Origin of the sequence: Pseudolactococcus hodotermopsidis (assembly GCF_011170085.1) — a bacterium.
GTDB classification, from domain to species: Bacteria; Bacillota; Bacilli; order Lactobacillales; family Streptococcaceae; genus Pseudolactococcus; species Pseudolactococcus hodotermopsidis.
This window is the reverse complement of the sequence record NZ_BLLI01000030.1, coordinates 1-26,884: the sequence shown is the minus strand read 5'-3', so window position 1 is coordinate 26,884 and position 26,884 is coordinate 1. Positions and strand designations below refer to the sequence as shown.

The window sequence follows — 26,884 nt, the reverse complement described above, 5'->3', positions numbered from 1 at the left end:
AAACATTTGTTAAGAAGTATCAATTTTTATTGCGTAAAAAGGCGTCTATTAAGTTAGCACTTGAGTTAAACTATTCAAACGGCTGTTTGGAGGGGATGAATAATAAAATCAAGGAGATTAAACGTGTGGCTTATGGATTTAGAAGGTTTAAAAACTTTAAGAAACGGATCCTACTCATGAATAAAACCTTAACAAATTAAAAAACAAGCAACTAATCAGTTACTTGCTTTATAGGGGAAAGGAGTTTCCCACACGATTTGACAAAGAGCCATTTTTTGTTGACAATTTATTAATAACGCATTCTAATAGTTAGTCGACTAACAAAATACAACTTTATTCTTGACAAGAAAATAAGTTAGCGTTATAATTGTTATCAGGCTAATAGTTAGTTAGCTAACAAAACATGACTTTATTCTTGACAAGAAAATGAGTTAGCGTTATAATTGTTATCGTGCTAACAGTTATTTGACTAACAAAAGAAGAAAGGAGCGGCCATGAAAGAGGACAATATTGGTGCTGAGTTGCGTACTTTGAACATTTCACTTTTACGTTATTTGGCGCGAAATAAGTCGAGAACGGATAAGAAATGCGATATTTCTGATGAAGCGACAGGCTTGCAAGTTTGGGTAACGGAATATTTGCTTGATCGGCAAGATGAGGATGTTTTTCAGAAAGATTTAGAAAAAGAGTTCTTCATGCGCAGACCCACAGCGACGAATTTCATCAAAAAAATGGAACGTGTGGGACTTATCACACGTCAGGCAGTGCCACATGATGCGAGATTGAAAAAAATTATTGTGACTGAAAAAGCGCTGAAAATGCAACAAGAAATGATGAAAAAAACGCAAGAATTTGAAAAAGTGCTGCGTGGTGATTTGTCGGATGAGGAAATTCATCAGTTCATTGCCACCGTTCAAAAAATAAAAAAAAATATAAACTGAGTGTCGACTTTTTGAGATTATAAAAATGTTGGGTCGTATGACTCCCTATTTTTCTATAACTCAAGTCGTTAGCTCAATATCTTAAATAGGAGTAAAACATGTTTAAAATTCTAAAAAAACTCTCTGGAAAAGAGTGGCGATACATTGGTATCAGCTTGATTTTCATTGTGAGTCAGGTCTGGTTAGACTTGAAATTGCCAGATTATATGAGTAAAGTAACAAAACTGATTCAAACCAAAGGCACGACCGTTTCACAAATCTTTGATGAGGGTAAATGGATGGTTTTGTGCGCGCTGGGTTCATTGGTTGCGGCGGTTATCGTAGGCTATTTTGCGGCAAAAGTTGCGGCGGGTATGTCGCGAACGTTGCGCCATGAAGTTTATCATCAAGTTTCTGAGTATTCTATGGCTGAGATTAATAAATTCTCAACGGCTAGTTTGATTACACGATCAACAAATGATATTACCCAAGTTCAAATGTTTGTGGCAATGGGGCTACAATTGATTATCAAAGCGCCGATTACAGCAGTTTGGGCAATTTTAAAAATTGCCGATAAATCATGGGAATGGACGACAGCTTTGGGTGTTGCGGTACTGTTTATTCTCGTTGTGATTAGTATTGTTGTGACTTTTGCCATGCCGAAGTTCAAGATTATCCAAAAGTTGACAGATAAGCTCAACTCCGTGACACGTGAAAATCTGACAGGCATTCGTGTTGTTCGTGCTTACAATGCTGAAAATTATCAAACTGAAAAATTTGAACAAGCCAACGATGAAATTACGTCAACGAACTTGTACATTCAACGGATTATGGCGTTTATGATGCCCATGATGTCGATGGTATCGTCTGGTCTGTCTGTTTCGGTTTATCTGATTGGCGCACACATTATCAAAGCTGCTGCGGTCGGTACGCCAGCCAACTCGCCACGGATTAACCTTTTCTCAGATATGGTCGTTTTCACGTCGTATGGTATGCAAGTTGTGATGTCATTTATGATGTTGACGATGATTTTCATCATGTTTCCTCGTGCCAATGTCTCTGCTGGTCGGATTAATGAAGTGATTGAAACTGCCTCTTCTATCAAAAATGGGACAAAAGACGGCTCAGCTGCCACAGAAGTCGGCACAGTTGAGTTTAAAAATGTCTCTTTCCAATATAATGATGCTACTGAGCATGTGATTGAAAATGTGTCATTTAAAGCAGAAAAAGGACAAACAGTCGCCTTTATCGGCTCGACTGGTTCGGGTAAATCAACGCTGATTAACCTCATTCCACGTTATTATGATGTGACCAAAGGGCAAGTGCTAGTTGACGGCATTGATGTCAAGGAGTATACGGAAACTGCCTTACATGATAAAATGGGCTTTATTCCACAAAAACCTGTCATGTTTAATGGCACCATTCGCTCTAATTTGGCGTTTGGGACAAATGCGCATGGCGTGTTGACAGATGAAGAAATGATGACAGCTGTTCGCATTGCTCAGGCTGAAGATTTTGTGACAACTAAAGAAAAAGGACTGGACTCAGAGATTTCTCAGGGCGGTCTCAACTTGTCTGGTGGTCAAAAGCAACGTCTTGCTATTGCCCGCGCCATTGCCCGCCAACCAGAAATTCTCGTTTTTGACGATAGTTTCTCGGCGCTTGACTATAAAACTGACCGCGTTTTGCGCGATACGCTTAAAAAGGAAACGGCTGATACAACGAAACTGATTGTCGCACAACGGATTGGGACGATTATTGATGCCGATCAAATCATTGTCCTTGATCAAGGCAAGGTTGTTGGTCATGGCACGCACAAGGAGTTGCTTGCTGACAATGCCGTTTATCAAGAAATTGCCTATTCACAACTTTCTAAGGAGGAATTAGCCTAATGAGTGACAATACGACAACTAGAAAACCTCGTGGTGGTGGATTTGGACCACATGGACCTCGCGGCGGTGGCGAAAAGCCAAAAGATGTCAAGAAAGCTTTATCTGACTTGGCTAAATATGTTAAACCTTGGTATGCAGGCATTTTTGTAGCAGCAATTGCCGCAGCTGGTGGCTCATATCTGACGATTATCGGACCTGACAAATTGTCTGAGATTACCAACAAAATCATGGAGGGCTTACAAGCTAGTTTTATTCCTAAAGGAATGCCTGGTCATGGCGATATTGATTTGAAGAAAATCACGTCTATCGGTCTGGTGTTGATTGCGTTTTATGCGGGTTCTGCGGTTCTTAGCTATCTGCAAGGTTTGATTATGGCAATAATCACGCAACGCACGTCTAAAAAGTTGCGCAAGGATATTTCGGCGAAAATCAATGTTTTGCCACTGCGTTATTTTGACAGTCATCCCTATGGGGATACGCTGTCGCGCGTGACCAATGATGTGGATACGATTGGACAAGCGCTCAATCAATCAGTCGGGAGTTTAGTCTCAGCTCTGACTTTGTTTGTTGGCTCTATCATCATGATGTTTAGAACCAACGTCCAAATGAGTCTGACTGCCATTGCTACAACGGTTATCGGTTTTGTTTTGATGATGGTTATCATGACAAAATCGCAAAAATTCTTTAACGCCCAACAAAATGGTCTTGGCGAGGTCAATGGCTTTGTTGAGGAAGTGTATACAGGGCATAATATTGTCAAGGTTTCTAACGCTGACAAGGAAAAACAAGTTGAATTTGATGAGATTAACGAACGTTTGTATGATTCTGTTTGGAAATCGCAGTTTCTGTCTGGCTTGATGATGCCTCTCATGCAATTTATCGGGAACTTTGGCTATGCTGCGGTCTGTCTCGTTGGTGCGGTGCTTGCAATTGACGGTAAGATTGAGTTCGGTGTTATCGTTGCTTTCATGATTTACATTCGCTTGTTCACGCAACCATTGACCCAAATCGCCCAAGCCGTGACGTCGATGCAATCAGCTGGTGCGGCGAGTGAGCGTATCTTCTCATTTCTTGCCGAAGATGAGCTTGAGGATGAAAAAGGTAAGGCGACTGCTTTGGTCAATCCAAAAGGCGAAGTTGAGTTTAAAAACGTGCATTTTGGTTACAATGCTGACCGTGTAATTATCAATGATTTTTCTGCTAAAGCAAAACCCGGTCAGAAAATCGCGATTGTTGGTCCGACCGGTGCAGGTAAGTCAACCATGGTCAATCTACTCATGCGTTTCTACGATACCAATTCGGGTCAGATTATCATTGACGGCACGCCAATCAAGGAGATTACGCGTGAGGCGGTGCATGACCAATTTTCAATGGTTCTGCAAGATACGTGGCTCTTTGAGGGAACAGTCAAGGAAAATTTGATTTACAACCAATCTAATATCACAGATGAACAAGTTGTTGCTGCGGCTAAGGCTGTCGGCGTTGACCATTTCATCAATACTTTACCAGACGGCTACGATTCAGTTATCAAAGATGCTGAGGAATTGTCCGTCGGCGAACGGCAGTTGTTGACGATTGCGCGGGCGCTTTTGAAAGATGCGCCAATGCTGATTTTGGACGAGGCGACAAGTTCGGTTGATACGCGGACTGAGGAGCTGATTCAAAAAGCTATGGATAAACTCATGGAAGGGCGCACGAGTTTTGTTATTGCGCATAGATTGTCAACGATTAAAAATGCTGACCTCATTCTCGTTATGAAAGACGGCGATATTATTGAGAGCGGTAATCATAAGGACTTGCTTTCTGAGGGCGGTTTCTATGCTGGACTTTATAACTCGCAGTTTGAGAGTGTGGCTTAGCTTAATGTGCTAAATGATGTTTCACAATAAAAACACTAATTTCAAATGAAAAATTTGAAATTAGTGTTTTTTTATGATGTCGTTCAGGCTGTTATAGTGACAAATTCGCGCAATTTTAAAATTTTTGTTTTAAAATAGGTTGTAATAGTAGACTTGTTCCCAAACCGTACAAAAAATGTTAAACTAATGTTATGGAAGATATTTATGCAAAAACTAGCTCACTTAATGACAGTTTATTCAAACAACTTATTGGTGTGAAGCGCTCGACATTTACTCACATGCTTGAAATTTTGAACAAAGCTTATCAAGCAGAACATCTGACTGGTGGGCGACCACGTTGCCTAAGTTTAGAAAATCAACTTTTGCTCACTTTACGGTATTGGCGGCATTATCCCACTCAACGCCTCATTGCTTTTGATTTTGATGTGCCGCTTTCTTGTGTCTCAAGAACCATCACTTGGGTAGAAAATACGCTCCATGAAGAGGGGAGCTTTGATATTGAGGGAGTCAAAGACAAGGATCATTGGTTTGCGATTGATGTGACAGAAAGTCCAATTCAACGTCCAAAAAAACCAACGTGACCACTATTCAGGAAAAAAACACCGACATACCGTGAAAACACAAGTTTTGCTTGATTTGACCACTCATCGTGTCGTGAGTCTTGCCTTCGCTGAAGGGCATTGTCATGATTTTAAGCCTTTCAAGGAAAGCAAATGTAAGTCTTTATTATTAAGCCCAAATTTGATATAATTATCAATGAGAATAAATTAGATTAAAAGAGGAAATAAAATGTCTAAAATTTTAGTTTTTGGTCATCAAAACCCTGACACTGATGCGATTGGGTCGTCATATGCTTTTGCTGAATTGTCACGTTTGCGTGGTTTGGACGCCCAAGCAGTTGCGCTTGGCGAGCCAAATGAAGAAACAGCTTTTGCGCTTGATTATTTTGGTGTTAAAGCACCGCGTGTGATTACATCTGCCAAAACTGAAGGGGCTGATACGGTCATTTTGACTGACCACAATGAATTTCAACAGTCTATCTCGGATATTCGTGATGTGACGATTTTAGGTGTGATTGACCACCATCGTGTGGCAAATTTTGAGACGGAATCGCCTTTATTTATGATTTTGGAACCAGTTGGTTCAGCCTCATCTATCGTTTATCGTCAATTTAAGGCGGAAAAGCGTGAGATTTCCAAAGCAACGGCTGGTTTGTTGCTGTCTGGCTTGATTTCGGATACCTTACTGCTCAAATCGCCAACAACGCACGAAAGCGATTTTGCTGTTGCGACTGAATTGGCTGAACTTGCGGGTGTTGACCTTGAAACGTATGGTCTTGCCATGCTCAAGGCGGGGACAAATTTGGCGATAAAAACTGCTGATGAACTCATTGATATTGATGCCAAAACTTTCGAGCTAAATGGTAACAATGTTCGTGTGGCGCAAGTCAACACAGTTGATATTGCGGAAGTTTTGGCGCGCCAAGCTGAAATCGAGACGGCTATCACAAAAGCCAACGCTGAAAATGGTTACAGTGATTTTGTTTTCATGATTACTGATATTGTCAATTCCAATTCAGAAATTTTGGCTTTGGGGCAAAATATCGGTAAAATCGAGGCAGCATTTGACTTTGAACTCAAAAATAATCACGCCTTTCTTGCGGGCGCTGTTTCGCGTAAGAAACAAGTTGTTCCACAGTTGACTGAATCGTTTAATAAATAAAGTGATTTTATCGTCAGGGTTTTATTAAATTTAGTTATAGTTTTAAATTAAGTCCACAAAAAGCTATGTATTGACGTACATAGCTCTTTGTGATGACTCTGTAGTATAATTTAGTTTATTTATGTTATTGACACCTCTTTGTCTAGGGAGGAGGTGTTTAAGATGTTTGAATTCTTTACCGAAGTATTGGCAAACGCCATTGCAGGCGTATTGCTTCTCATCATTGAAGAAATGACCTAGACAGGTTGTCCGCACACACACGCTTTTAAATATCTGTAAAAAGAGCTATGTAGTCAGATACATAGCTCTTTTTGACGTTTAACTCTTTACCGAAGTTATAAATAAATTGTACCACAAAAAAGTATATTTTCAAGTCCTTTTTTTATGGTTTATTAGAAAAGAATTTTATGATAATATAACAATTAAATAATAATAAAGAAAACTCACAAAATTCACTAAACGATAAGTCGGTCAAATGTCCTGTTATGTTTACGTCGTCATATTCACAAGTGATTGTCATCAGGTGTCCGATTTTTTGGGAATTACAAAATATTTCCCATTAACTCTCTCAACGTCAACAGGCATTTGATAAAAATCAGTTAGTGTTTTTTCAGTCAAAATAGTCTTTGTTGCGCCAGAATCAATGATTTTTCCGTCACGTAGGAGTAATGTTTTCTGGAAATCAGATGTTATTTCATCAGGATGGTGTGTGATATAAAGTAAAGTCGGACCATTTGCCAACTGCGTAATCATGTGCAGTTTGTCAAGCAAACGTTCCTTGGCAAATAAATCTAGCCCATTTGTCGCCTCATCCAAAATCAAAATTTCAGGCGCAATCATCAAACTACGAGCTATCAGTAACAGCTGTTTTTCACCTTGAGACAAAGTACCATAAATGCGTCCAATGAGCTTATCAGCACCAATTTGGCGCATCAGATCGCGAGCAACATCTAAATCTTGCTCAGAAAATGCGCGATAGAGCATGGACGAATTATAGCGCCCAGTCAAAACGAGATTTTCAGCAATAATGTCAGGTCGAAAACGCTCAGCGATAAATGAGCCAACAATGCCAATTTTAGCGCGAAGTTCAGGAATGGGGTCAAGACCAAAACGTGTGCCAAGTACGGTAATTTCGCCAGAAGTTTTCCAGTTTTCAGCCATAATCAGTTTGAGCAGACTTGATTTTCCCGAACCATTCAGCCCTAAAATTGCCCAATGTTCGTTTTTTTCGACTGTCCAGTTAATATTTTCGAGAATTTTTTGCCCGCTACGAATAAAATTAACTGTTTTTAATGAAATAATAGGCATTTTTCACCTTTTCCTATACCATATTGTTACTATTTATTATACAATATTAACAAGGAGAAATACAATATGAAGTGGTCTTTACAAGAATTAACCAAGAAAAATACGGTCGAGTTTGACTTGACACTTGATTTAGAAAAGGAGTTGATGTCGCGCGAACCTGAAATTTTGGCGGTTTCTGACGTTTTGGTTCATGGTCGTGTGGATGCAGACAAGGGGATTTATATGCTGAATTTTACAGCTGATTATACCTTGACCATGCCATCAAGTCGTAGTTTAGCACCTGTTGATGTGCCTTTACAATTGACAGTTTCCGAGAGTTTCACAACACAAGATTATTTTGAGAGACACAAGACTGACTTGGCTAGCGAGATGATTTTTATCTTGGAGAAAGATTTGATTGATTTGGCAGAATCAGTCGCAGATAATATCTTACTTGAAATACCTTTGCGTGTCTTAACAGAAGCAGAAAAGCACTCAGAAGTCTTACCAGCGGGCAGTTCGTGGCAAGTTTTATCAGAAGAAGATTATGCACGTTTGCAAGCTGAAGTTGACGAATCTGAAAGGGCAGAAAAATCGCCATTTTCAAAACTTGACGGATTATTTGACTAATTTATCAATAAAAAAATGAAAATATTAGATTTTGGGGTATTTTATACTTGAAATCTAATTAAAAATGTATTATAATAAAAACATTATAAAGTATAAAAATTGTAAAATTACTTAATGATGATACTGGAAAACAACTTTTCCTAGAAAGGTAGTTTGACGGTTTTTAAAGTATACGCAGTTGACCTTAAAAAATGAAAACGTTCTTGAGTTTAGGGTCAATTGTGTACGGTAAGAAGGAGAAGAATTTTTAATGGCACAAGCTAATTTTGGTGTGGTCGGAATGGCCGTGATGGGGCGAAATCTGGCTCTAAATATCGAGTCTCGTGGCTACACAGTTGCGATTTTCAATCGTTCAAAAGAAAAAACAGAGGATGTGATAAACGCACATCCTGATAAAAATTTTATTGCGAGTTATGATATTGCATCATTTGTCAACTCACTTGAAAAACCGCGTCGGATTATGCTCATGGTGCAAGCGGGTTCTGGCACTGATGCAACGATTCAAAATCTTTTGCCGTACTTGGATAAGGGCGATATTTTGATTGACGGTGGCAATACTTTCTACAAGGACACGATTCGTCGGAGCGCCGAGCTTGCTGATTCAGGTATTAACTTTATCGGAACAGGTGTTTCTGGTGGCGAAAAAGGCGCACTTGAAGGACCATCTATCATGCCTGGTGGTCAAAAAGCAGCTTATGAGTTGGTCAAAGATGTTTTGGAAGAAATTTCTGCTAAAGCACCTGAGGACGGTAAACCTTGCGTGACTTATATCGGACCTGACGGCGCGGGTCATTATGTAAAAATGGTGCATAATGGTATTGAATACGGGGATATGCAGTTGATTGCTGAGTCATATGATCTCATGCAAAAATTGCTCGGCTTGAACGCAACTGATATGCAAGAAGTTTTCACAGAATGGAACAAAGGCGAGCTTGATAGCTATCTGATTGACATCACGACTGACATCTTGACACATAAAGATGACCAAGGACAAGATGGACCAATTGTTGATTACATTCTTGATTCAGCAGGCAACAAAGGAACTGGCAAATGGACAAGCCAATCAGCGCTTGATTCAGGTGTGCCGTTGCCTTTGATTACGGAATCAGTGTTTGCGCGTTTCATTTCAGCTTACAAAGAAGAACGTGTTGCCGCAAGTAAAGTTTTGCCAGCACCTGCTGCTTTTAACTATGATGGCGATAAGGCTGAATTGATTGAGAAAATTCGGCAAGCCTTGTACTTCTCAAAAATCATGTCTTATGCCCAAGGATTTGCCCAATTACGTGTGGCGTCTAAAGATAACAACTGGCATTTACCATTTGGCGAAATTGCTGCTATTTGGCGTGCAGGATGTATTATTCGGGCGCGTTTCTTACAAAAAATCACAGATGCTTACGGTCGTGATGAGGATTTGGCTAACTTGTTGTTGGACGAGTATTTCATTGCGATTACGGCTAAATATCAGCAATCTGTTCGTGAGGTTGTCGCTCTTGCTGTTCAAGCGGGGATTCCTGTCCCAACATTTTCAAGTGCGATTGCTTACTTTGATAGCTATCGGGCTGAAAATTTGCCCGCTAACTTGATTCAAGCGCAACGTGATTACTTTGGCGCACATACTTACGAACGTAAAGACAAACCAGGGATTTTCCACTATTCTTGGTATGACGAAAAATAAGATTGATAGAAAAAGAGGAGCACTAAAATGGTTAAAAAAATTCTTATCATTGAAGATGAAAAACAGTTGGCGCGTTTTGTCTCGCTTGAGCTTGAACACGAGGGTTACGCTGTCGAAGTTCGCCATGATGGGCGTACTGGTCTTGAAGCGGCGCTTTCACAAGATTGGGATATGATTCTTTTGGATCTGATGTTACCTGAGCTTGACGGTTTTGAGGTCGCTCGTCGTTTGCGAAATGAAAAACAAACACCAATTATTATCATGACTGCGCGTGATAGTGTGATGGATAAAGTCGCTGGTCTTGATATTGGTGCTGATGACTATGTGACGAAACCTTTCGCGATTGAGGAGTTGCTTGCGCGGCTTCGTTCTAATTTCCGTCGTCAAGATCGCGAAGTCCAAAAACGCAAGAAAAGTGATGGGTCAACATTCCGTGATTTGATTATCAATAAGAAAAATCGTCAAGTCCAACGTGGCGATGAAGTCATTGATTTGACAAAACGTGAATACGATTTGCTCACAACTTTGATGAAAAATGTCAACGATGTTGTGACACGTGAACAACTTGTCCAAAATGTCTGGGGTTACGAAGAAGGGACTGAAACAAACGTTGTGGATGTCTATATTCGTTATTTGCGGAACAAACTTGACCAAAAAGGTAAGGATTCTTATATTCAAACTGTTCGTGGTCTTGGTTACATGTTACGAGAAAATTAAAAATAAACAAACGCTTAAACATAGAATTACCACCGATTTTTCGGTGTACATAGTGATAGTTCATCTCTAAAGATGAACTAAAGTATTTTTGCGTACCCTTTATTTGGTAGAATAAAATTAGAATTGATATATGAAAAAATTCCTTCCTAATAAACTGAAACCTAAAAAGCGAAGCATTATGGTCAAATGGTCGTTTGCCAATATGCTTTTTTGTTTTTTGGTCTTTACGGTTTTTGTGACGATTTCTTATCGCTTGTCAGCCTATCTCTTTTTGAAAGAAGAAAAGGACAACCTAGTTATGGTGGTCAATACAGTTGCAGATAATCTAAGTGATTCGACTGAAGAACTGACCTCAATAAATATTCATCGTTATTTGAATTACAAGGAGCCAAATGTCCTTGTGCCTTGGTATGATAATGATGGTAATGAAATAAAATCAGCTGAAGGAATTGGTATCCCTGGGATTTTTCGGCGAATTTTTCAAATTTATGATGTGTCGGGCAATATGATTTTTACGACGAAAATGGCGAGTTTACCTTTATCTGATGAACGCTCAGTCAAGCCTAAACTTATGATGTTTGGTGGGGAGATGGGCTATATCGTTACACGTGAAATTAAATCAAAAAAAACAGGTCAAATTGTGGGGTATCTCCAGTCTTTTAACGAGTTGAAATATTTTTACAGTGTTAGAAATAGATTGCTAACGCTTTTGATTATGCTTGAAATTTTAGCCCTTGTTTTTGCGACAATCATTGGTTATCTCATGTCCAATCATTTCCTGAAACCGCTCGCTAAGCTCCATGCAGCCATGAGTAAGACAACGACTTTGCCCTCAGATGAGTTTGAAAAAGTAGATATTGACTCGGGTGATGAGGTTGAGGAGTTGGCTGATGTTTACAATGATATGATGTCGCAAACGCAGGATTATATCAACGGGCAAAAACGTTTTGTGTCGGATGTGAGCCATGAGTTGCGCACTCCCCTTGCGGTGTTAGAGGGTCACATTAATCTTTTGCGTCGCTGGGGCAAGGACGACCCCCAACAGCTTGTCGAGTCGCTGGATGCTTCTTATCAAGAAGTTAAGAAAATGTCGAGCATGATTCGAGATATGCTTGCGATTTCCCACTTGCAACATTCAGAAGACTATAAATTTGAGAAAACGGATCTTGTCGCTAGTGTTGAAGAGCTAGTTGAGGACTTTCGGATGCTCAATCAAACTTTCAGGATTGAATTTGAGAGCTTTTTTGTTGGTTATAAGGCTTATGCACAAATCTATAAAAATCATTATGAACAGGCGCTGACGATTTTACTAGATAATGCAGTTAAGTACGCAGGCGACAATGAAAAATATATCAAGGTTACCTTGAAATCAGATGAAAAAAATATTATCACGACTGTTTCAGATCATGGTTTAGGCATTAATGCGGAAGATTTACCGCATGTTTTTGAACGATTTTTCCGAGCAGACAAGGCTAGAAATCGCGAAATTGGTGGGACAGGACTTGGTTTGTCTATCATCCTAACCATTGCTAAAATTTATGACGGCAGCGTTTCGGTAACATCAGAAGTTGGTAAAGGGTCGGAATTTTCATTTTCGGTTCCTAAAGCAACGTGAGATAGAGATTAAAAACGTTATGAGAATAGCGTTTTTTGATTTAGAGAAATATTTTCCAACATATCCAAAACCGCTATATTAAAGTATTTACATATTTTTAACATCATGAAAAATCTTTACTGATAATATCATCTAAGATAGCCGTATTAACACAGGCATGAATCCGATACTTAGTTTAAATTCACTTTCAGCAAGTAGTGCCTCACGTTTGGTCTTGAATCCAGACTTGCGCCATTTCTTATAAGTGCCATTTTGCTTATAAGAAACTTCAGCTTGCCAAACTTTATCTCTTTTAGTTGCCATATTTTAAACCTTATTTATGTTATAATGGTTTTCGACACCTCCTTTGTCTAGGGAGGAGGTGTCGAAAATGTTGGAAATTGCCAAATAAGTATTAGCAAACGTCATCGCTGGCGTTCTGCTCATCGTCATTGAGAAAATGACGAACAAGGACAAATATACTCAATTCGTTAAAAATAAAGAACGCTTTCAATGGCCTCACTATCGGCATAAGCCAAAATTCTCTTTTGGATTGTTTTATCATAGGTCATACTTACAGCATATCATACGTTGCGTTTTTTTTATCGAATTGAGTATAAATAAACAAGAAAAATTAAAAAAATAGTTGAATTAGGAATGTTTTGGTGTTATAATAACATTAGTGAGAGAAAAAATCTCTCAAAACTAACTTGAGCGCATATGGCTCAAAAGAAGGAGAAAACATATGAAAAAAACTAGCAAAGTCATCTATTCTGGCTTGTTGCTGTCGGGCTTATTTTTAGCCGATGTGACACTGACTGCTGTTCCAAAAATCGGGACAGTTCAACAGGTTTCTGCGGCGACAACAAAGGCAAGTCAAGAGGTTAATCTTGAAGCAATCTCTGATTATCCGTGGCAAGAAAAACGCACAATCAAGGTTTCAGGTAACGGCGATGGCAAGGTTACTTTCAAGGTGAAATCAGGCTCTGCTGGCAAGGTAAATGCCAAAACGGGCGAAGTGACTTTCTCAAAATCTGGTACAATCATTGTCACAGTGACCAAAGCAGCAACAAATACTTATGCTGCTAGTTCAAAAGAGATCACCATCACAACGCTCAAAGTCGATCAAGCACCGCTTACTTTCACATCGGCAAATCGTCTTGATTTTGACCAAACTAAAAAATTGAAATTGGTTGCCCAAGGTGGCACAGCTGGTAAGATTACTTATGCTATTAAAGATGCAGGCACAACAGGTGCAACGCTTAGCGGTCAAAATCTGACGGTTAATGCTGCGGGCAATTTGACAGTAATTGCTACTCGGCAAGGCGATGAGAAGTATAATGATGTTTCTGTTGAGCAAGTTATTTCAGTTGTTGCTAAGCCAGTACCAGAGCTTGAAATTCAGGGAACAATCCATGACTATCCTTGGAATGCTAAACGAACAATTGTAGCCGATGCTGGTTATTACAGCAATGAGGGTAGGTATATCGGTGAATGCAAGCTTGTTTTCAAAAGAAAATCAGGCTCTGCTGGTACGGTAAATGCGGAAACAGGGGAACTGACTTTCACCAAACCTGGTACGATTGTTGTCACAGTATCCGTAGCAGCAACAAATGAGTATGCTGCTGTTTCAAAAGATGTGACAATTACAACTACTAAGGCAGATCAAGCGGCAGTGCCACTGACTTTCACATCTGAAAATTACTTTGATTTGAATCAAAGCAAAAAATTTAAATTAGTCGCTCAAGGTGGTACGTCAACTGGTAAGATTACTTACGCCATTAGCGATGCGGGTACAACAGGTGCAACGCTTAGCGGTCAAAATGTGACGGTTAAATCTGTCGGTAACATGACAGTAACTGTTACTCGAAAGGGAGATGACAAGTATAACGATAGTTCTGTTACGCAAGTCATTAATGTTGGTGTTGAAGACAATTGGGTTGAGTTGTCAGCAAAAAACTTTCCTGATGAAGAGTTTAGAGATGTCTTAAAGCGGAAGTTTCCTAAGTATATCAAAGACGGAAAAATAAATACTTTAGCTATCACTGTTATGTCTACCTTTGATCAACATGGTGGGATGATTGAAGATTTGACAGGGATTAATTATTTTAAGAATTTAACACACCTGTTTTGTGATTATCTTCAGTTAAAAACTGAATTAGATATATCAAATTTGACGAATTTGGTTCATTTGAATTTTCGAAGTAATCTACGGAATGGTGACAAATTAGATGTCTCGAATTCGCCGAAATTAACTTTTTTGAATTACCAATACAACAATTTAAGTGAACTAGATGTGAGAAACTTAACGAATTTAGAAACTTTACAAGTTGACGATGGTCTTACCGTATTAGGGTGGACTGAGAAAAAGGTGTGGGTTGAGTTGTCAAAGGCTAATTTTCCTGATGAAAACTTTAGAACGACTTTGAAAGAGTTATATCCTCAATATATTGAAAATAATAGAATCAATATTGTGCCAATAACAGAGATGGATATTGAGGGAAGTGTGGCGAATGAAATTAAAGATTTAACGGGGATTAATCTCTTTAAAAATTTAGTTCAATTTAATTACGATTACAGAAGTATTAATTTGGAAGGGAAATTAACGAGTTTAGATATTTCAGGTTTACCGGAATTGAGAGAAATTGGTTGTTTTGGTGCTTCTATAACAAGTTTGAAATTTTCTAATTTGCCGAGCTTGTATTATTTATATTGTGATCTTGGTGACGGATACAATGGCGTAGAAACATTAACTCTTTCAGATTTTCCTGATTTAACTGCTTTTGTTTTTCAGAGCAGTCAACCAACTAATTTTAATATTTCGGGATTACCAAATTTACAGGGCTTTGAAGTTTATCCCACTCCTATGAACAATGTGTTTTTTTCAGATTTGCCAAACTTAATGAAAGTTCGTGGTAAAAAGCCGACAAGTATGACTGTTTCAAATTGTCCAGATTTAGTATGCGATTGGTTTTAGTGATATTACAAATAAAAAACGATTAGAAACCTAAAATAAAACCATTTTCTAAAATAGACAGACATCTAAAGGTTATTTTATATCAAGTCAAAACAAGCGAATTAAATAAGTAAAAATAAGTTTTCTAAAGCTGTTTTCATAGAAAATAAAGACTCTAGTTTTGTGTTTTAATTAAAGTAAGTTCCAAAATCGGAACTTATTTTTTATTTGCCATAAAATATTGTATAATTGAGAGTAGTATAAACTGTTTTTTAGAAAGAACTGATAATGAAAAAATTCAATCTTAGTGAACTTTTACATCAAAATAAAGAAATTAAAAATACCAACTATCGGATGTGGAAGAGCGGGAAGAAATGGATTTATGCCAGCTCGATTTTGACGATGATTGTGGGCGGTATCGCAGGAAAAGGCTTGAGTTTATCTGCGGACGAAAATGATGCCGTTGTTGTCATTGATGCGCCGTCCGAGGAGCTAGAGGAAACTGCTGAGAGACCAAGTTTGCTGGTTGAGCCGACTATTGCAGTCAAAGAAACTTTGAGAGTTTCAGGCATGCTTGATGATGAGCGTGAGGATTTTGAAAATGTTGTGCTAGGCAATGATAACACGCCAATTCAATCAGCCACATCGCTTTATGTGCCACTGCCGTATTCGGTTAGGGATGTTTATAATGGCACTGCGGCAACTATGATCAAAATGATGCCCGACATAGCGATAGCGGGTATAAGCGATTCGGCAGTTATTCAAGGGGCATACGTAAGTGTTAGCAATATGGCAGACTTCAAGCTAGCTTATGAACATAAATATATCAGATATATTGATATAGCAGCAGATTTTAGCTATGCTGATGCCGTAGGTGGGATTGCCAATGCTACTAGTAATAGTTTGGCAGAACACACTGAATCGTTGATAATCAATGGTAATGGTCATACGGTTGACTTTGGACGGATGATCTTCCGATTAGGAAATCCTAGTGACAACACACCTTTTACAGTGACAGGGCTCAATGTTATCGGACGTACTGATGATGATCTTGCTTTGTTTAATGCAGCTAAAGCAAGAGCCAAGTGGGATCTCAATATTGATAATGTGAGCTATACAGGTAATGTTAATCGCCTGTTTCGCTTACTCGGCAATGCTAGTGACAATAAAGTAACACTTTCTGGCAATGTTTACTCGTCATGTACGCAAGAGTTGGGCTTGGCAAACCAAGTTGATTTTGCAAATGGTGCCAATGTGGTACATGAGCGGTCGGCAGAAGGTAAAGCCAAGCCAATGATTGAGGCTTCTTCTTATCCCTCAACTTTTAATGTTGGCGATGGTGTTACGATCGTGGGCGATGCCACTCAGCAAACGATTGCTAGTTCAGGAGAGCTTTTCCATGACTTGAATACGATGACCGTTGGGGATAATGTGACTTGGTATCAAGCTAGTTTTCCTACTCTTTTTGGTGCATCAACGAATCGAAATTATACTTTTGGTAAAAACTTCAACATGACTGCTGTGGAGCTGACTTCTGCCGATTCATGGACAGTAAGTGCCAATAGTAATTTTACCTTTGGTACAGGTGCAGTTTTAAATATTGAACAATGGCACGGCGACAATGTGATTGAGATTGCTAATGGTGGTACGGTTCGATTTGCATCGCCTAAAGCATTGCGCATTAATCAAATGGTCGACAGTGGTAGCCCTTTGATTAATGGTGCGGGGCAATTTATGATTGATAATTCTTCTATTGTCAATCAAGGCGATAGTTTGAAATTTGCGACAATGACGATTTCAGGCGGAACAGCAAAGATTGATCGAGTTGCAGGCGATACGACAACGCCTACCAGTCTACCAGTAACTGATTTTCATGAGCTTCAAGTCAATGATGTAGCAAACGGTACGATTAAAATCAACTACATTGACCAAGCGGCTACGAGTACGACTGACACTGCTCATATCGTGAAAACGATAGATTTTGATGTCAATGCAAAGGATGCTTATGGCAATAAGCAGTATTACATCGGGCAAGAATTGCTAGGCGAGGTTTCAACGCTCGTTCATGACAACATGCCTGAAAATTACAAGTGGGCATTAGGCAATCAGGTCAATCCAATCGCAGCGACAGATCAGCAGGCCAAAGGCGATCCAACGACAACTTCTGACAATGGCAATGCCAAAGGACAGCTCGAACGGATGATTGTGCCAATGGAAGGCGTTGAGTATGTTTATAATGTCTATGTTCATGCCAATGATGATGCCGATGTTCAATACCAATATGTCAACTCTCTCACAGGAGAAATTCTTGATGTTTCGGGTGTGAAACTTTCTGAACTAGAGGCAGTCCGAGGACTTGCGACAGCTAGTGTGGGAAGTATCATTGACTGGTCGAACCCTTACTATGCTTTCACAACAATTCCAGACGGTTATAAACTTGATGATACCAAACCATTGCCGAAAAATCTGACAGTTGCGGCTGACAATAATCCTATTTCACAATTTTCAGTTGTCCCAACTAGACAAAGAGTTGAGCTGACAATCAAAGCGGTTAATTCTGAAAAAACGCAGACGATTACAGTTTGGGGTGTAACAGGTCAGACAATGACTTATGCGGAGTTGGTTGCACAATATAACGATGATAATTTGTTACCTTACTTTGAGGGGTACAGATTGAGCGATGAGGACGAAGCGCAAACATTCACATTTGATAATAGTGATACCTTGGTTCGTACAGGCGATAAGGCGGGGGATGTTTGGATTGAAACAGTTGATGAGGCTCAAAAACTTGAGCTGACTTTGGCTGAAGATATTCAAACAGGCTCGGTTACTTATCTTGACGGTACAACTGGCAAGACTTTAGAGGTTAAGCCGATTTCTGGCATTGCTGGTACAGCCATTAGCAACTCATCTGATTGTGCGGCGCAGATTGCGGCTTATGTCGCGGACGGCTATGTGCTTAAAACAAGCACGCTACCAATGGATGCGACTTTTGATCATGATCGGGATGTCTCACAAGATTACCTAGTAACTTTGGTTCACAACACGCATGTTGTTGAGGATATTTACACCGTCAACTATGATGTTTACCATGTTTATGACACAAACGCTACTAAAAATTTCATCACATCTCAGACTGTTGAGGTTAAAAAAACGTATTACTACGATGAATCTGACAAGATAGAGTACACCAAAGACACTGATGAGACCTTGTATGCCCTGAACGGCGTTTATGGCAATGGTTATCCAGAAGCTGCCAAGTACGAGATTGTTGATTCAGCTAGCCATCCAAACGTGACGGTTGATGAAAATGGTCTAGTTAAAATGGTAACGGTTTTTGCAAATGATGAAGTGGGTTGGTTGGAAGGGCCAGATGTCAATGTAGAAGTCAATTTGAATGGCATTCCAACGACTGGTACTGATAGAGGACAAGACGGTACAGCGACAGTTAATGGTTCAGGAACGATTAACTACGAACGTGATGTTGATTCTCTTGAACACTCTGATAATGTGAGCGATTCAGATGAGGATAGTGATTCCGAAGAAGATAGCGATTCAGACGAGGACTCTGATTCTGAACAAGATTCTGAATCAGAATCAAATTATAAGGTAACGCATTATTCCGAAGCCTTGAGCGATTCTTTGGCGGATAGTGAATCAACGGAAGATTCCGATTCACTAGCTGATTCTGACTCTGAGCAAGACTCGGATTCTACTGCGGACTCTGATTCAAGTTATCATGTTGCGCATCATTCCGAAGCCTTGAGCGATTCCTTGGCGGATAGTGAATCGACGGAAGATTCCGATTCACTAGCTGATTCTGACTCTGAGCAAGACTCGGATTCTATTGCGGACTCTGATTCAAGTTATCATGTTGCGCATTATTCTGATGAATTGAGTGATTCCTTGGCGGATAGTGAGTCGACGGAAGATTCCGATTCACTAGCTGATTCTGACTCGGAACAAGATTCGGAGTCTATTGTAACCTCAGATTCAAGTTATCAAGTTGCGCAATATTCCGATGACTTGAGTGATTCGTTAGAAGATAGCGAGTCGACGGAGGATTCCGATTCATTAGAGGATTCGGATTCGATTGTAACCTCTGATTCGAGTTATCAAGTTGCGCAATATTCCGATGACTTGAGTGATTCGTTAGAAGATAGTGAGTCGACGGAGGATTCCGATTCATTAGAGGATTCCGATTCGATTGTAACCTCAGATTCGAGTTATCAAGCGGCGCAATATTCCGATGACTTGAGTGATTCGTTAGAAGATAGCGAGTCGACGGAGGATTCCGATTCACTAGCTGATTCTGACTCGGAACAAGATTCGGATTCGATTGTAACCTCAGATTCGAGTTATCAAGCGGCGCAATATTCCGATGAATTAAGCGATTCGTTAGAAGATAGTGAGTCAACGGAAGAGTCGGATTCACTAGCTGATTCTGACTCGGAACAGGATTCGGATTCGATTGTAACCTCAGATTCGAGTTATCAAGTTGCGCAATATTCAGATGAATTAAGCGATTCGTTAGAAGATAGTGAGTCGACGGAAGAATCAGATTCACTAGCTGATTCTGATTCGGAACAGGATTCGGATTCGATTGTAACCTCTGATTCGAGTTATCAAGTTGCGCAATATTCAGATGAATTAAGCGATTCGTTAGAAGATAGCGAGTCGATGGAAGAGTCGGATTCACTAGCTGATTCTGACTCGGAACAAGATTCGGATTCGATTGTAACCTCAGATTCAAGTTATCAAGTTGCGCAATATTCCGATGACTTGAGCGATTCGTTAGAAGATAGCGAGTCGATGGAAGAGTCGGATTCACTAGCTGATTCTGACTCGGAACAGGATTCGGATTCGATTGTTACCTCTGATTCGAGTTATCAAGTTGCGCAATATTCAGATGAATTAAGCGATTCGTTAGAAGATAGCGAGTCGATGGAAGATTCGGATTCACTAGCTGATTCTGACTCGGAACAGGATTCGGATTCGATTGTAACCTCCGATTCAGCTTACAGAGTCATACAATATTCAGAAGATTTGAGTGATTCCTTAGAGGACTCTGATTCGGCACTAGATTCTGATTCAGTAGCTGACTCAGAATCGGAAGAATTTAGTGATTCAGTATTTGATAGTGACTCGCTTTATGATTTGGAGCATGCTTGGGATGATATTCCAGATAATACATGGTACGAGGGTAATCGTGATAATGAAATCGCAAAATTAGGCGATGTGGATGGCGATGGTGTGCCAAACAGTCTGGATGACGACATTGACGGCGACGGTGTGCCAAACGACTTGGACGATGATCGTGACGGCGACGGCATTTCAAACGATAGGGATCAAACGCCAAACGGTGCGGCAGATCCTGTGGATAATGGTCATCACGATGGCGATTTGACAAAACCAATTGTTACGCCAGCGGATGTGGACGGCGACGGCTTGTCTAATTTGCAAGACCCAGACATTGACGGCGATGGCGTGCCAAATGTTATTGATCCAGATATTGATGGCGACGGGATTTTCAACGCATATGACCCAACACCAAATGGTGACCAGTCGGGTCAACTTATCCCTGATAATAAGTATGGCAATGGCGATAAAACGCATCCGATTACAGCGCCAGGTGATGTGGATAATGATGGTGTGCCAAACAGTAAGGATGAGGATATTGACGGCGATGGCATTCCCAATGCTATTGACCCAGACATTGACGGTGACGGCATTCCAAACGAAGTTGATAGAACACCATTTGGTGCACCAGATCCGTTTGTGATACCAAATACTGCGCCAACGCCTATCGCTGCGCCGATACCTCTTACAGCTACACCAGTTACGCCTGCTACACCTATTCCAAGTAAAATTTTGCCAAATACAGCTGCAGCTGATATAACAGATGATTCTCAGCTTGTGTCAATGATTGGACTAGGTGGTTTAGTCGCAAGTGCCGCTTATCTTGGTGGTCGCAAGCCTGAGGTGTCATTTGTCACTTTGACGACTGACAATTATATCAAGCGCACAGATGATGACATACCCGCCGAAAAAGTTAAGTTTGTCAAAGCTCAAAACACAACCTTTTTCGCCGAAAAAGCGAGCCTGTCAGACGCTATCTTGCTCTTTACCAACCTTGGTCGGATGATTTACAGCCCAGTTCAAGATTTGGCGCAAGTGAACTTTGATAGTGATGCCAAAGGTCAAGCTATTTCAGAGTTGGCAAATGATATTGAAACATTTGAAAAGGTTGTCTTTGCGAAAGTTGTGAGCAGTTTTGCCTCAGACGAGTTGCTTACGGTTGTGACTAAGAAAGGGTTTGTGAAACAAATTGCGCTTTCAGATTTGACACCGAATGACAACTATAAAGAAACAAGTGTGGTTTATGATGTGTTATCAGAAGATGATGTTGTGTTCTTCGTGAATGGCACATCAGAAAGCTCAACCTTGTTCACAACAGAAAATCACAATGCCGTGATGATCGATATTTCGGAGATTCCAGTTTTGGGTCTAAGTGAAATTGGTACACGACTTCAGGCATTGGCGGCTAATGATAGCTTGTCAAGATGTTTCTGTTAAGTGTTCGAAAACAAAACTAACGTTTTTTAAATGTGAAACACATTAAAGGCAGTCTCTTTTGCAGGAGGCTGTTTTAAATATTATCAGGGGTTTGACTATTTTTTTCAAAAAAACTTGGTTTATAAAAACGTTTTTAACGTCATTAAAATGACAGAATTCTAATAAAAAGAGAGAAAAATAACAAAGTTTCGTAATTGAAACTTTTATTTTTTGTTTTTTAAAAAAGTGTATAATTATAATAAAACTGATAAATTTATATATTAGAAAATTTTAGAGAGAAGAAAAATGACTAAGTTTAAACATGACAAGCCTTTTTTAGGGGAGCAAGAACTCAAACGGACACATTATCGTTCTTGGAAAAGTGGGAAAAAGTGGCTTTATGCTGCCTCAACTCTAGCTGCTATTGCAGGTGGCACAGTTGCGGGAACTGCCTTGATTTCATCTGCGGATGAAAGTAATGCAACGATTGTTACGCCTCAAAAAACTGATCGTGAAAAAGAGGTAGAAACTCCTAGTTTGCGTGTTGTGCCTACTATTGCGGTAAGAGGGAATAACTTTGACATTCCAACTCCTTTGCAAGAAAATTTACTTGTGGGTAAAGATCCAGATACCAAGCGTGCGGACTTTGTTGCCGAGGTTGATGAAAATGACCATAATACTTTTTCTGCAACGTCACATAATGTGCCACTTCCTGATGATGTTGCCAATGCTGCGCTAAAGAAAAGTGAAGCGATACAAGCTGGTACTTATGCAGCTGTTGATAGCTTTGACAAATTAAAAGATGCTTATAGCAATGAAGCCATCACTTATATCGAAATCACAGCAGATTTTAATAATCCAAATACAACAGCGAGTGGTGATACGAATGTTGTGGATGCCTTATCTACAACAACTAAAGGTCGTGTGAATAGTCTTATCGTTGACGGTGGTGGGCATACTATTAATATGTATTACGCTGTTTTCTCAGTTGGACGGACTAACTCGGCTTATGGTAATAATTTTACGCTCATGAATGGGACGTTTTTAGCGGCTAGTGCTCGTGGTAATTCGGGTTTTTGGGGGGAGAATGATCATAATGAAGCCTTTATCATGATTGAACCTGGAAGCCTTAATACCCCAAATAACATCGAGGGGAAATGGTTTGTCAATCTGCATGATGTCAATGTCTATGCACTAGATGGTAAGGGAGCAGCGACAACAACTCGAACGAAAGCCCATGACCGTGTGGTTAAAAATACGCATGGGATGACGACTTTTTCGGGGAATATTGACTTGGAATCACGTGGGAAATCGGGTTCTTACGGTGCGGTTAGGATAGCTAATGATGCGAACTTTAATTATCAACGAACAACAAATGATACAAGGGTTGGTGGTGTGTCATCAAGTGGGTTCTCTACGTTTTCGTTCGCTGATGCTATGTCAGGTATGAGAGGTACTGCTGGTTATACTTCTCAAGTTGGTAATACTGTTGGCGAGGGTACGGGGCTGGGTGGTACCTTTGAAATCGGAGATAATGCTAGTCTTACTTCAAAGGAAATTGAAAGTACAACATCTACTCCTATACTCGCAAATTATCCAATTATCTTTGATCAAATGAGTAACGTAAACGTTGGGGATAATGTGACTTGGTATCAAAAAGGCTTTCCGAAAATTCTCTCCGATGATGGAGCAGGTTATCCAACAAACTATCCAGCATCTGATGGTAAATGGCATTGGACTTTTGGTAAGAACCTAAACATGACGGCGCTTGAAATGGGTGACGGAAATGGTAACGATGAAGCTTTTGATCTTGCTCGACCTACGGAATTGACGATTAATCCTGGTCTTGTGTTAAATGTTATTGATGTTGAAAATAATGCTGTTTTTCGTGCGGAGCATGCGAACTCATCGATTCAACTCATCTCTCCTAAGGCTCTTCACGTAGAACGTAGAAATAAGACATCTATTGATGTTAATAATAGTGTTTTCTATAATGGACTTGGTAACGTTATATTATCTAATTCATCTATTAAAACTTGGGGGGAAAAGCAATCCAGCGCTAATGGTAGTCCAGCAAGTAATGATTTTGCATTCACTCAAATGAAGGTCACTGGTTCTAATGCTTATATCACAGATACGGGAATTGACGTGGCAGAGCAAAGTCCTAGTAAATCTTTTTCAGTTAGTGGTATTCGAGAGCTTGAGACGGAACAAATTGATGTTGGTTCTGTTAAGATTAATTACATTGACCAAAATGGTAAACTTGTTGAAACGAAAGTCAAGAACTTTTCTACGGCTGCGGGAGATTATGTTGGGTTAGATAAGTCCTTGAAAACGACTGAGTTTATCAATATGATCCCGACGGGCTACAAGTGGGCGATTGATGAGCAGGTTTATACGGGCGCAGCGACGCTTAATGTCGGAACAGGCGACGGCGAGACAGTTGCTGATAACTATGATAGTTTCGGACAAGCAACAACTGTTATCGTACCGATGAAGTATAAAACTGATAGCGTTTACAATGTCTATGTTGTCTCTGATGAGGCGGAAGTGCCTTATCGTTATGTTGATGCTGAGACAGGCAAGGTAGTTGATGTCAAAGATGTGGCAACTGCGGAGAGAAAAGAGGCGATTAACACAGATTTACCAGCGGCTCATGTTGGTAACACCATTGACTGGAAGAAGCCTTACTATACGCTTGAAAATGTGCCAGCTGGTTACAAAGTTGAGACCAACCCGCAAGATGCGGACGGAAAAACTTTGACCCAGCCTGATACATTACTTGTTAAGTCGAATGCCGAAGGCAATCCGATGACGACTTTCTATGTTGCGCCACTTGCTCAGACGGTTAAGGTTAGCTTGTTTACGAAAGATGCCACAGGCGCTGAAAAACAAGTTGCCGTTGATATACCAATAACTGGTAAGACGAATCAAGTTTATACGTATCAAGAACTCTATGATTTATTGCCAGATAGCGAAAAGGCAAAAGCTACGGGTTATAGTCTGTCAGAAGTAGAAGCACCCAAGACTTTTACCTATGATGCAACAGCAAATATTGATGCCAGTGGTAAGGAAACAGCTGATACAACACCACAAACGCTCAATATTGTGCTTGAGGCGGACATACAAAAGGCAACGTTTACGTTTATTGATGCCTCGAACGGTGGTGATACTTTAGAGATTAAGTCAGTAAATGGTCAAACGGGTACTAGCATTAGCGGTTCGGCTGAGTATGACATTGCTAGTAAAATTGCGGCTTATGAAGCTAAAGGCTATGTTGTGAAGTCCAATAACTTTAATGCTAATGCAGTGTTTGATGCTGACAAAACGAGTTCACAGGATTATACGATTCAGTTGGTTCATGATACTGAGAAAGTAGTTGAAACTTATATCGTTAATTTCAAAATTGAGCATGACTATGAGGGAGATAAAGCGTCAATCACTGAGGAAATTCCTGTAACAGTCACACGCACATGGTATAAAGATAAAGTAACAGGCAAAGAGATTGCGATTCCGACAGATGTTTTAAATAATCAAGCAGCGCTTGACGCTTATCTGGCAAATTTTGCTGTAAATGGTGATGTCAATCAACATCCTGAGAGAACACTTTATGAGAAGATTGACGATCCAGCGACAAAAGCTGATGATTTGGCAGAGGTTGACCCTTATACAGGTGTTGTAACATTGGATACTGTGCCGAGAACTGGCGAACAAGGCTGGATTCCTGGACCTTCTGAAACAATGGCAGTTGATTTGTCAGAGAAACCTAAACCTTCCGAGGGTGGAGATAAGGTTGTAGACGGTAATGGTAAGGTTGAGTATAAGCATGATTTAGATTCTTTACATGAATCTGACGATCTTTCAGATTCAGATGAGGACTCAGATTCAGATGAAGATTCAGATTCAGAAGAGGATAGCGATTCCGAGGAAGATAGCGATTCTGAGGAAGATAGTGACTCAGAAGAAGACAGCGATTCAGAAGAGGATAGCGACTCTGAGGAAGACAGTGATTCAGCGGAAGATTCAGATTCAGCGGAAGATTCAGACTCTGAAGCTGACTCAGATTCCAATTATAAGTTAGCCCATCATTCTGATGAAGTGAGTGATTCGACAGAAGATTCTGATTCGACCGAGGACAGTGATTCCGAAGAAGATAGCGATTCTGAAGAGGATAGTGATTCTGAGGAGGATAGTGATTCAGCCGAGGATTCAGATTCAGCAGAAGACAGTGATTCCCAAGAGGATTCCGACTCTGCAGAGGATAGCGATTCTCAAGAAGATAGCGACTCCCAAGAAGACTCCGATTCAGCAGAAGATTCTGATTCGGAAAAAGATTCAGATTCTGAAGCTGATTCAAATTCAGAATACCGCTATTTACATGAATCTGAGGAGAATAGCGATTCCACTGAAGATTCAGATTCGACTGAGGACAGTGATTCTGAAGAGGATAGCGATTCCCAAGAAGACAGTGATTCTGAGGAGGATAGTGATTCGCATGAAGATAGCGACTCACAAGAAGACAGTGATTCGGTAGAAGATAGTGATTCGGTAGAAGATAGCGACTCACAAGAAGACAGTGATTCGGTAGAAGATAGTGATTCGGTAGAAGATAGCGACTCTCAAGAAGATTCGGATTCCGCTGAGGATAGTGATTCTGCAGAAGATAGTGACTCGCAAGAGGATTCTGATTCTGTTGAAGATTCTGATTCGACCGAAGATAGCGATTCACAGGAAGACTCTGATTCTGCCGAAGATTCTGATTCAGAAAAAGATTCAGATTCTGAAGCTGATTCAAATTCAGAATACCGATATTTACATGAATCAGAAGAAGATAGTGATTCAACCGAAGATTCCGATTCGACTGAGGACAGTGATTCTGAAGAGGATAGCGACTCGGAAGAAGATAGTGATTCCGAAGAAGACAGCGACTCGGAAGAGGATAGCGACTCGGAAGAGGATAGTGACTCACAAGAAGATAGTGATTCTCAAGAAGACAGCGATTCTTACGAAGATAGCGACTCGGAAGAAGACAGTGATTCCGTAGAAGATAGCGATTCAGTCGAAGATAGTGATTCAG

The 26,884-nt window shown here is 40.1% G+C and carries 16 protein-coding genes; 14 read left to right on the top strand and 2 right to left on the bottom strand.

Annotated features, from left to right (window positions below; translation table 11 throughout):
* From Hs30E_RS05890 to Hs30E_RS05865, 7 genes are all read left to right on the top strand, one after another.
* A partial coding sequence (locus Hs30E_RS05890) for a transposase (RefSeq protein WP_172208782.1) occupies nucleotides 1-200 on the top strand: 200 nt, incomplete at its 5' end.
* Nucleotides 201-494: 294 nt separating this feature from the next.
* Nucleotides 495-941 (top strand): MarR family winged helix-turn-helix transcriptional regulator, encoded by a 447-nt coding sequence (locus tag Hs30E_RS05885; protein WP_172208780.1) that lies wholly within the window; start codon nucleotides 495-497, stop codon nucleotides 939-941.
* 98 nt (nucleotides 942-1,039) lie between these two features.
* The gene (locus Hs30E_RS05880) at nucleotides 1,040-2,812 is read left to right on the top strand and encodes an ABC transporter ATP-binding protein (RefSeq protein ID WP_172208779.1); all 1,773 of its coding nucleotides are present in this window, start codon (nucleotides 1,040-1,042) and stop codon (nucleotides 2,810-2,812) included.
* A complete protein-coding gene (locus Hs30E_RS05875; RefSeq protein WP_172208776.1) occupies nucleotides 2,812-4,671 on the top strand; it encodes an ABC transporter ATP-binding protein in 1,860 nt (619 codons plus the stop codon). The genes Hs30E_RS05880 and Hs30E_RS05875 overlap by 1 nt, the downstream gene beginning before the upstream one ends.
* Before the next feature lie 191 nt (nucleotides 4,672-4,862).
* Entirely contained in the window at nucleotides 4,863-5,252 is a 390-nt protein-coding gene (locus tag Hs30E_RS05870) for a transposase family protein (RefSeq protein ID WP_172208774.1), read from the top strand.
* A gap of 31 nt (nucleotides 5,253-5,283) precedes the next feature.
* A complete protein-coding gene (locus Hs30E_RS11535; RefSeq protein WP_371864143.1) occupies nucleotides 5,284-5,421 on the top strand; it encodes a hypothetical protein in 138 nt (45 codons plus the stop codon).
* Between the two features lie 39 nt (nucleotides 5,422-5,460).
* Nucleotides 5,461-6,393 (top strand): manganese-dependent inorganic pyrophosphatase, encoded by a 933-nt coding sequence (locus tag Hs30E_RS05865; protein ID WP_172208772.1) that lies wholly within the window; start codon nucleotides 5,461-5,463, stop codon nucleotides 6,391-6,393.
* Nucleotides 6,394-6,912: 519 nt separating this feature from the next.
* On the opposite strand, the gene Hs30E_RS05860 is transcribed toward Hs30E_RS05865, so the two are convergent.
* The gene (locus tag Hs30E_RS05860; protein WP_172208770.1) at nucleotides 6,913-7,701 is read right to left on the bottom strand and encodes an ABC transporter ATP-binding protein; all 789 of its coding nucleotides are present in this window, start codon (nucleotides 7,699-7,701) and stop codon (nucleotides 6,913-6,915) included.
* Between the two features lie 66 nt (nucleotides 7,702-7,767).
* On the opposite strand from Hs30E_RS05860, the gene Hs30E_RS05855 reads away from it, so the two are divergent.
* The 4 genes from Hs30E_RS05855 (at nucleotide 7,768) to Hs30E_RS05840 (ending at nucleotide 12,317) form a co-directional block, all read left to right on the top strand.
* Nucleotides 7,768-8,310: a YceD family protein gene (locus Hs30E_RS05855; protein WP_172208768.1), complete on the top strand. Its 543-nt coding sequence runs from the start codon at nucleotides 7,768-7,770 to the stop codon at nucleotides 8,308-8,310.
* A 250-nt stretch (nucleotides 8,311-8,560) separates the two neighbouring features.
* Nucleotides 8,561-9,985 (top strand): NADP-dependent phosphogluconate dehydrogenase, encoded by a 1,425-nt coding sequence (gndA, locus tag Hs30E_RS05850; RefSeq protein WP_172208766.1) that lies wholly within the window; start codon nucleotides 8,561-8,563, stop codon nucleotides 9,983-9,985.
* Between the two features lie 27 nt (nucleotides 9,986-10,012).
* The gene (locus Hs30E_RS05845) at nucleotides 10,013-10,702 is read left to right on the top strand and encodes a response regulator transcription factor (RefSeq protein ID WP_172208764.1); all 690 of its coding nucleotides are present in this window, start codon (nucleotides 10,013-10,015) and stop codon (nucleotides 10,700-10,702) included.
* Between the two features lie 202 nt (nucleotides 10,703-10,904).
* Entirely contained in the window at nucleotides 10,905-12,317 is a 1,413-nt protein-coding gene (locus Hs30E_RS05840; protein ID WP_172208762.1) for a HAMP domain-containing sensor histidine kinase, read from the top strand.
* A 132-nt stretch (nucleotides 12,318-12,449) separates the two neighbouring features.
* Here Hs30E_RS05840 and Hs30E_RS05835 read toward each other — a convergent pair whose 3' ends face one another.
* Nucleotides 12,450-12,620, bottom strand: coding sequence for an Arm DNA-binding domain-containing protein (locus Hs30E_RS05835; RefSeq protein WP_172208760.1), 171 nt, complete (start codon nucleotides 12,618-12,620; stop codon nucleotides 12,450-12,452).
* Nucleotides 12,621-13,041: 421 nt separating this feature from the next.
* Here Hs30E_RS05835 and Hs30E_RS05830 point away from each other — a divergent pair, with 421 nt between their 5' ends.
* The 3 genes from Hs30E_RS05830 to Hs30E_RS11410 form a co-directional block, all read left to right on the top strand.
* Complete coding sequence (locus Hs30E_RS05830) at nucleotides 13,042-15,273, top strand: leucine-rich repeat domain-containing protein (protein ID WP_172208758.1); 2,232 nt, start codon at nucleotides 13,042-13,044, stop codon at nucleotides 15,271-15,273.
* Between the two features lie 267 nt (nucleotides 15,274-15,540).
* Complete coding sequence (locus Hs30E_RS11465) at nucleotides 15,541-21,828, top strand: mucin-binding protein (protein ID WP_172208756.1); 6,288 nt, start codon at nucleotides 15,541-15,543, stop codon at nucleotides 21,826-21,828.
* A 285-nt stretch (nucleotides 21,829-22,113) separates the two neighbouring features.
* The coding region (locus tag Hs30E_RS11410) for a mucin-binding protein (protein WP_172208754.1) at nucleotides 22,114-26,884 on the top strand (4,771 nt) is incomplete at its 3' end.

Bases quoted from the DNA above. Each gene is read 5' to 3' on its own strand.
- Hs30E_RS05885 (WP_172208780.1), top strand. From the start codon at position 495: ATGAAAGAGGACAATATTGGTGCTGAGTTGCGTACTTTGAACATTTCA.
- Hs30E_RS05835 (WP_172208760.1), bottom strand. From the start codon at position 12,620: ATGGCAACTAAAAGAGATAAAGTTTGGCAAGCTGAAGTTTCTTATAAG.
- Hs30E_RS05855 (WP_172208768.1), top strand. From the start codon at position 7,768: ATGAAGTGGTCTTTACAAGAATTAACCAAGAAAAATACGGTCGAGTTT.
- Hs30E_RS05860 (WP_172208770.1), bottom strand. From the start codon at position 7,701: ATGCCTATTATTTCATTAAAAACAGTTAATTTTATTCGTAGCGGGCAA.
- Hs30E_RS05830 (WP_172208758.1), top strand. From the start codon at position 13,042: ATGAAAAAAACTAGCAAAGTCATCTATTCTGGCTTGTTGCTGTCGGGC.
- Hs30E_RS05870 (WP_172208774.1), top strand. From the start codon at position 4,863: ATGGAAGATATTTATGCAAAAACTAGCTCACTTAATGACAGTTTATTC.
- Hs30E_RS05845 (WP_172208764.1), top strand. From the start codon at position 10,013: ATGGTTAAAAAAATTCTTATCATTGAAGATGAAAAACAGTTGGCGCGT.
- Hs30E_RS11465 (WP_172208756.1), top strand. From the start codon at position 15,541: ATGAAAAAATTCAATCTTAGTGAACTTTTACATCAAAATAAAGAAATT.
- Hs30E_RS05880 (WP_172208779.1), top strand. From the start codon at position 1,040: ATGTTTAAAATTCTAAAAAAACTCTCTGGAAAAGAGTGGCGATACATT.
- Hs30E_RS05865 (WP_172208772.1), top strand. From the start codon at position 5,461: ATGTCTAAAATTTTAGTTTTTGGTCATCAAAACCCTGACACTGATGCG.
- Hs30E_RS05875 (WP_172208776.1), top strand. From the start codon at position 2,812: ATGAGTGACAATACGACAACTAGAAAACCTCGTGGTGGTGGATTTGGA.
- gndA (WP_172208766.1), top strand. From the start codon at position 8,561: ATGGCACAAGCTAATTTTGGTGTGGTCGGAATGGCCGTGATGGGGCGA.
- Hs30E_RS05840 (WP_172208762.1), top strand. From the start codon at position 10,905: ATGCTTTTTTGTTTTTTGGTCTTTACGGTTTTTGTGACGATTTCTTAT.